Raw genomic sequence first — 6,494 nt, 5'->3', positions numbered from 1 at the left:
GCCCCGCCCGCCCCGCCCGAGCCGACCACGCCCTGGCGTCCCCATCCGCTCGACCTGGTGGCGGTGTTCCTCGCCGTGGCCGGCGCGGTCTGCGCGCTGAGCGGGCTGCTGCCCCGCGCCGACACCACCGCCACCCTGCACCGGGTCCTGCCGCTGCTGCTCTTCCTCGGGACCGTGATCGTGCTGGCCGAGCTGACCGCCGTCGCCGGCGTCTTCGACGTGCTGGCGAGCCGGCTGGCCAGGGCCGCCCGGGGCAGTTGGGCGGCGCTGTTCCTGCTCTGCGGCGGCCTCGCCACGCTGACCACCCTCGTGCTCAACCTGGACACCACCGCCGTGCTGCTCACCCCGGTGCTGATCGCGCTGGCCCGCAGCCTGCGGGTCCCGGCCGGCCCGCTCGCGGTGACCACGGTCTGGTTGGCCAACACCGCGAGCCTGCTGCTGCCGGTGTCCAACCTGACCAACCTGCTGGCCGCCGACCGGGTCGGGCTGGCGCCGTTGGCCTACGCGGAGCGGATGGCGCTGCCGCAACTCGCCGCGGTGGCCCTCACCATGGCGCTGCTCTGGTTCGCGTGGTGGCGGCGGGACCGGCCGGCCGGCGGGCGCTTCGTTCCACCCGCCCCCCACGTGCCGCCCGATCCGGTGCTGCACCGGACCGCGCTCGCCGGTTGCCTGCTCTTCGTCGCCGGCATCCTCGCCGGCGTGGAGATCGCCCTCGCGTCCACCGTCGCGCTCGCGCTGGTGCTGCTCGGGTTCGTCGTCCGCTCCCGCTCGACGCTGCGCCCGGGGCTGGTGCCGCTGCGGCTGCTGCTCTTCGTCACCGGCCTGTTCCTGGTGGTGCAGACCCTCGGCCGGCACGGGCTGGACGACCTGGTCGCCGGTCTGCTCGGCGCCGACGGCGGGGCAGCGGGGGCGTTACGCGCCGGTGGCACCGGGGCGCTGCTGGCCAACGCGGTGAACAACCTGCCGGCGTACCTGGCCGGCGAGTCGGTGCTGCACACCGGTGACGGGACCCGCCTGCTGGCGCTGCTGATCGGCACCAACATCGGGCCGCTGGCTGCCCCCTGGGCCTCGCTGGCCACCCTGCTGTGGTTCGAGCGGTGCCGGGCGGCGGGGGTGGCGGTGCCGGTGACCCGGTTCGTGGCGACCAGCGTCCTGCTCGCCGTCACCGGCACGCTCGCCGCGGTCGGCGCGCTGCTGCTGGTGAGCTGAGCGCCGAGGCCGGCCGGTCGGCGTCACCCGGCGGCCCGCTCCACGGCGAACATGAAGCACCCGTACACCACGTTGCGGCTGTGCAGCTGGTGCACGGCCGGGTCGGCGAACAGCTCGGCGATCACCGTCTCCGGGTCCGTGCCGTCGTGCAGCCGGCCACCATGGATCCGGCCCCTCCGGTCGTACGCCCGCAGGACCTGGGGTCGCCCCCGCCAGGCCGGCGGGTGGCCGTCGGCCGGCTCCGGACCCCGGCAGGCGGCGGCGTGCGCGAAGATCGGGCCGACCTCCCGGTACGGGCCGGCGGCGCCCGGCGGCGCGTACCCGAAGAGCAGCAGGGACTCCCCGGCCTCGGCGTCGCGCAGGCAGCAACGCAGCGGTTCCCCGCCGCCCGCCACAAGCGCCTCGACGGGTCGGTCGGCGGCGTCCCGACCGGTGCGTCGGACGGTTTCGAGCGTCGCGGCCGGCAGGGCGCGGACGCGGAAGGTCCTGGTGGTCGTCATGCGTCCAGCCTCGCCCGACGACGGCACGGATGCTGGCGGCGATCGGACCTGGCGCTGGGCGCGCAACGGTCCGTCCCCGGTGCGGTTCGCCGTGTGGAGGCGAGCGGTCAGCCGACCGGCGACCGGCGGGGCGGCCGGGGCCCGACCAGCCGGCGCACCACCGGCGCGGCGTTCCACTTCGCCGCACCGACCAGGTCCCGGGCGTGCTCCAGCACCGTGTAGTCGGGTCGGCTCAGCCCGTCGGCGATGGCCCGGTCGAGGTCGTTGCCGCACCGGCTCAGCACCGTGTCGAAGTCGCGGCGGACCGGCTCCAGCAGGTCGTAGCCGAACGCGCGGTGCAGCCGGGCGAAGAGTGGCTTGTACAGCCGGACCCGCTCGTGCAGGCCGCTGGAGTACGACATCGGGTTCTTCGGCCGGCGGCGGATGTAGTCCGGCAGCACGTCCGCGAACGCTCTCCGGACGATCCACTTCTCCTGCCCGTCGCGCAGCTTCAACTCCAGCGGCAGACGCATCGCCAGCTCCACCACGCTGAGGTCGAGGAACGGCACCCGGGCCTCGACACCGTGCCCCATGGCCGCCCGGTCCACCCGCTGCAACTCGGTCCGGCACAGGTTGCGGATCCGGTGCAGGAACAGCCGGCGCGACGCGACGGGGTCGACCTGCCGGTACATCGGGTACCCGCCGAACAGCTCGTCGGAGCCGTCGCCGGTGAGCACCACCTTGACGCCCAGCGCGCGCAGCCGCCGGAAGATCGGCACCGAGACCACCGCGTTGATGATGTCCCCGTACTCGGTCAGCTCGGAGATCCGGATCGCCTCGCGCACGTCGGTGAGCCGGATGTCGCGCGGGCGCAGCTCGATCACCTCGTGCGGCACGCCCAGGTCGGCGGCGAACCGCCGCGCGTACGCCACGTCCGGGCTGTCCGGCACGCCGACCGTGACCGCCACGCAGTCCGGGTGCATGTCCCGCACCTGCCGCAGGGTCAACGAGCTGTCCAGCCCGCCGGAGAGCACCACCCCGACGGTGAGGTCGGTCTCCACGCGCATCCGGATCGCGTCGGTCAGCGCGGCACGGACGAGCAGGGCGGCCTCGTCCGGGTCGTCGATGACCGGCAGTCCGTCGCCGAGGGTGAGCAGGTCCACGTACGGGCGCAGCCGCACGTGGCCGTCCGAATCCGCCCAGCCGTGGTGCCCGGGCGGCACCTCGGCGATCGGGGCGCCGTGCCCGACCAGCGCCTTGACCTCCGAGGCGAGGTGCAGGCAACCGGGCCGCCGCGACCAGTACAGCGGCTTCACCCCGAGCGGGTCGCGGGCCAGGTACGCCCGGCCGGTGCCGCGCTCGACGACCGCGAAGGCGTACTCGCCGCGCAGCCGGGTCACCGCCGCCTCGCCCCACTGCTCGAACGCGGCGAGCAGCACCTCGGTGTCGCTCTCGGTGCGGAACACCTGCCCGAGCCGGGTCAGCTGCACGCGCAGCTCGCGATGGTTGAAGATCTCGCCGTTGAAGCAGAGCAGCCAGCGCTCGTCGGCCGAGGTCCACGGCTGCACCGCCCGGTCCCGGTCCACCACCCGCAGCCGGCGGGTGCCGGCCAGCAGCCCGTTCTCGGAGCGGGTCTCGGTGACCTCGCCGCGGGAGGCGAGGACGCTGAGCATCCGCCGGAAGGTCGCCGGGTCGGCCTCGGGGCCGATGCTCAACGCGATACCGCACATCGACTCAGGCCCCCATCTCGGTCTCGTACGCGCGGCGCAGCCGACGCCGGGCGGTGGGCGCCAGACAGAGATGCCAGGCCTGGCCCTCGTCGATAACGCTGACCTCGCCATTCTCCTGCCGGGCCAGCAGCAGCTCCGCCAGCGCCACCCGCGCGCCGAAGCGCTCGTACCAGGCCAGCTCGACGTCCATGGAGTAGCCGAGACAGTGCCCGCTGGGCAGCATCGCGGCGTAGCCCAGGCGGCGCAGCCGGTACTGGTGTTCGGTGCTGCGGACCAGACTCGTCACCCAGAGTGGCGGGGTGGCCGGTGGGGCGGCAGCGGCGAACTCCCGCCCGATGTCGTTCAGCAGCGCGACGACCTCCCGCCGGGCACGCCGGAACAGCAGCCCGGCGGTGCGCGGGGTGGCGTCCGGCCGCAGCCGGCGACGCAGTCCCCGCGCGGCCCGGCCCAGGATGGTGGCGGGCTGCTCCTGGTAGCGGAAGCTCAACAGGTCGCGCCGCCGCAGCCATTCAAGGTCGACCAGGTCGGCACTGCCGTTGACCTGGTCGTCGGTGACGAAGGTGGGGGCGTCCTGCCACCACAGCACGTCGATGCGGGAGAGCAGGTAGATCCGGACCAGCGCGGTGAGGTCACGCGCCGAGGTGCGCTCGTTCGGCTGGTAGCGCGCCATCTCCAGCAGCAGCGTCTCGCGCGCGCCGATCAGCCCCTGCGGGGTGGCGTCGAGCACCGCGGCGAGCGCCGGTTCACGCAGCCGCTCGTCGATGAGCACCTGGCGAGCCCGGGTGCTGGCCGCGTCGGCCAGGGCGCCCACCTCGACCAGCAGGTCGGCGACGGCCTCCCGGTAGGCGGCGAGATCCGGGGCGGTGGCGGGGAGGCGACGGGGCGCGGTGCCGGAGGGCCGCCGACGAGCCGGGGCGGTGGGCGACACGGACGGACGGGGTTGCTGTCCCGGACTACGGCTGGGCACTCGCATGACGGGGGTCCCTTCTCCGGTCACGACTGTCGGTAGTTTGCCCTGAACACACCGTAATCATCGGGACGGGAATGGACCGAACAATCCTCCTATCTGCCTCGAAGGGAGCGGCGGGGCCGAGGCGGCGGCAGGTGCGTCGCGGGGTGACGAACCCGCCGCCGGTGGCCGACGGCGACGATCAACCGCCGTCCGCCGGCACCAGGCCCTGCACCTCGGCGTACGACGGCAGCCCCGGCGGCGCCGTGAACCCGGCGGCGCGGACCGCGTCGGCGGCGGCCACGGCGGCGGCCAGCGCGGCCCGGAACAGCAGCGAGCCGGTGCTGACCCGGGCCACGCCGACCCGGCCCAGCTCGTCCGGCCCCGGCCCGCCCGGTTGGTACAGCGCGTTCAGCGGCGCGTCGATCCGTTCGGTCAGCATGCGCAGTGTCGGTAGATCGACGACGCCGGGCACGAAGATCCCGTCGGCGCCGGCGGCCCGGTAGGCACGGGCGCGGGCCAGGGTCTGCGGCAGCGGGTCGGTCACGCCGAGCCACCAGGTGTCCGTGCGGGCGTTGACGAACAGGTCCGGCACCGCCGCCTTCACCGCCGCGATCTTGTCGGCGGTGCACTCCGGATCGGCGAGGGTGCCGTCGGCGCGCCCGTCCTCCAGGTTGATCCCGACGGCGCCGAGCCCGGCCAGCTCCGCCACGTACCCGGCGACCGTTGCCGGATCGTCGGCGAACCCGGCCTCCACGTCGACGGTGAGCAGCACCGGAAGCCGGGCCAGCCGGCGGGCCAGGGCCAGCGTCTCCGCGCCGGTGGCCGCCGCTCCGTCGGGTCGGCCGGCGGCGGCGGCCACCCCGAGGCTGGTGGTGCCGATCGCCGGATGACCGCGCGCGGCGAGCGCCGCCGCCGAGGCGTGGTCCCAGGCGTTCGGCAGCAGCAGGGGACGGCCGGTGTGGTGCAGGGCGCGGAACGCCGCACGGCGGTCGGTCATCGGACGCTCACCTCCAGGGTCGCCGGAACTCGTAGGGTCGGGTGCGGCGCGTGGCGCAGCGCCGCGTCGGTGCGCAGGCACCGCTCGCGCAGCACGTCGAACACCCCGGTGGCGAGGGCCAGGGCGTGCCGGTCGCCGGGGCAGCCGCGCTCCCCCGCGCCGAAGGTGAGCAGCCCGGCGCCGGGCCGGCCGGGCCGGAACGCGGCCGGCTCGGCGAACGCCTCCGGGTCGCGGTTCGCGGCGTCGAACCGGAGCAGCACCGGGCTGCCCGGCGGCAGGTCCCGGCCGCCCAGCCGCGCCACGGCGACGGTGACCCGTCGGGTGGCCCGCACCGGCGGGTCGAGTCGCAACACCTCGGCCAGCAGGTCGGCGGTACCCACCCCGGCGAGCGGCGGGACGCCGGACGCGCGGCGGTCGGGCGTGGCGAGCAGGTGGTGAGCGGCGGCGCCGATCAGGCCGGCGGTCGCGTCGCACGCCTGGACCAGCAGGCCGATCAGGTTCGCCCGCACCTCCGGCCCGGCCGGCGGCGACAGGGCCAGAAGCGTCGCCACCGCACGGTCGGCCCGCCGGACCAGCGTCGCGTCAGCCCCCGGGTGGTACGCGGCGGCGACGGCCCCGACCGCCGTCCCGGCAGCGACCGGATCGGAGAAGCCGAGCCGCCCGGCCAGGATCCGCAGCGGCACCGGTCGGGCAAGGTCGCGCATGACGTTGAGGTGCTCACCGGCGCGATCCAGGGCGGCGGCCGTCCGGCGGGTCGCCTCGTGCCGCAGCTCGTCCGGGTCCAGCGCGGACAGCGCGGTCACCCCGATCATCCTGCGCTCGGTGTGCCGCTCGGGCGGGCTGAACCGGCTGACCGTGCCGCGCAGCCAGGCGAGGGTGCCGGGCGCTCCGGTGTCCACGGCCGGCACCCGGAAGGCCGGGTCGGTCAGCGCCGTCCGGACGTCGGCGTGCCGGGTGACCCACCACCCGCCGCTGCCGATCTCGAACGTGGGTGGCCCGCAGGCCGGCACACCGGCTGCGGGCGGGACAACAGGCCAGGCATCAGTCACCGCCTGACCGTAGGACGCCGACCCTTCGCCCCTCACCGAACTGTTCCACCGCGCCGCACCCGGCCCGCCCCGCCGCAC

At 75.5% G+C, this 6,494-nt stretch carries 6 protein-coding genes; 1 reads left to right on the top strand and 5 read right to left on the bottom strand.

The annotated features are described in order from the left end of the window. The first annotated feature begins 54 nt into the window (after positions 1-54). Positions 55-1,209 carry an SLC13 family permease gene (locus tag EAD89_RS07370; RefSeq protein WP_121675191.1) on the top strand — a complete coding sequence of 385 codons (1,155 nt, stop codon included), beginning with the start codon at positions 55-57 and terminating at the stop codon, positions 1,207-1,209. Positions 1,210-1,232: 23 nt separating this feature from the next. Here the strand turns inward: EAD89_RS07370 and EAD89_RS07365 are convergent, their stop codons facing one another. The 5 genes from EAD89_RS07365 to EAD89_RS07345 all read right to left on the bottom strand — a co-directional run bounded on the left by EAD89_RS07365 (position 1,233) and on the right by EAD89_RS07345 (position 6,416). Beyond that, on the bottom strand, positions 1,233-1,709 hold the full coding sequence (locus EAD89_RS07365) for a DUF1203 domain-containing protein (protein ID WP_121675193.1): 477 nt from the start codon (positions 1,707-1,709) through the stop codon (positions 1,233-1,235). Positions 1,710-1,816: 107 nt separating this feature from the next. Then, complete coding sequence (locus EAD89_RS07360) at positions 1,817-3,418, bottom strand: asparagine synthetase B (protein ID WP_121675190.1); 1,602 nt, start codon at positions 3,416-3,418, stop codon at positions 1,817-1,819. A 4-nt stretch (positions 3,419-3,422) separates the two neighbouring features. Beyond that, entirely contained in the window at positions 3,423-4,391 is a 969-nt protein-coding gene (locus EAD89_RS07355) for a DUF5715 family protein (protein ID WP_121675189.1), read from the bottom strand. A gap of 178 nt (positions 4,392-4,569) precedes the next feature. After that, positions 4,570-5,367 (bottom strand): isocitrate lyase/phosphoenolpyruvate mutase family protein, encoded by a 798-nt coding sequence (locus EAD89_RS07350; protein WP_121675188.1) that lies wholly within the window; start codon positions 5,365-5,367, stop codon positions 4,570-4,572. Then, positions 5,364-6,416, bottom strand: coding sequence for a cytochrome P450 (locus EAD89_RS07345; RefSeq protein ID WP_233578292.1), 1,053 nt, complete (start codon positions 6,414-6,416; stop codon positions 5,364-5,366). The genes EAD89_RS07350 and EAD89_RS07345 overlap by 4 nt, the downstream gene beginning before the upstream one ends. Positions 6,417-6,494: the final 78 nt, after the last annotated feature.

It is taken from the genome of Micromonospora sp. BL4, from assembly GCF_003667505.1.
GTDB lineage: Bacteria > Actinomycetota > Actinomycetes > Mycobacteriales > Micromonosporaceae > Micromonospora.
Note: the sequence above shows the minus strand (reverse complement) of the source record. Positions and strands in the feature narration are given on the sequence as shown.

Excerpts from the sequence above, each read along its gene's own strand:
- EAD89_RS07355 (WP_121675189.1), bottom strand. The coding sequence starts at position 4,391 with ATGCGAGTGCCCAGCCGTAGTCCGGGACAGCAACCCCGTCCGTCCGTG.
- EAD89_RS07360 (WP_121675190.1), bottom strand. The coding sequence starts at position 3,418 with ATGTGCGGTATCGCGTTGAGCATCGGCCCCGAGGCCGACCCGGCGACC.
- EAD89_RS07350 (WP_121675188.1), bottom strand. The coding sequence starts at position 5,367 with ATGACCGACCGCCGTGCGGCGTTCCGCGCCCTGCACCACACCGGCCGT.
- EAD89_RS07365 (WP_121675193.1), bottom strand. The coding sequence starts at position 1,709 with ATGACGACCACCAGGACCTTCCGCGTCCGCGCCCTGCCGGCCGCGACG.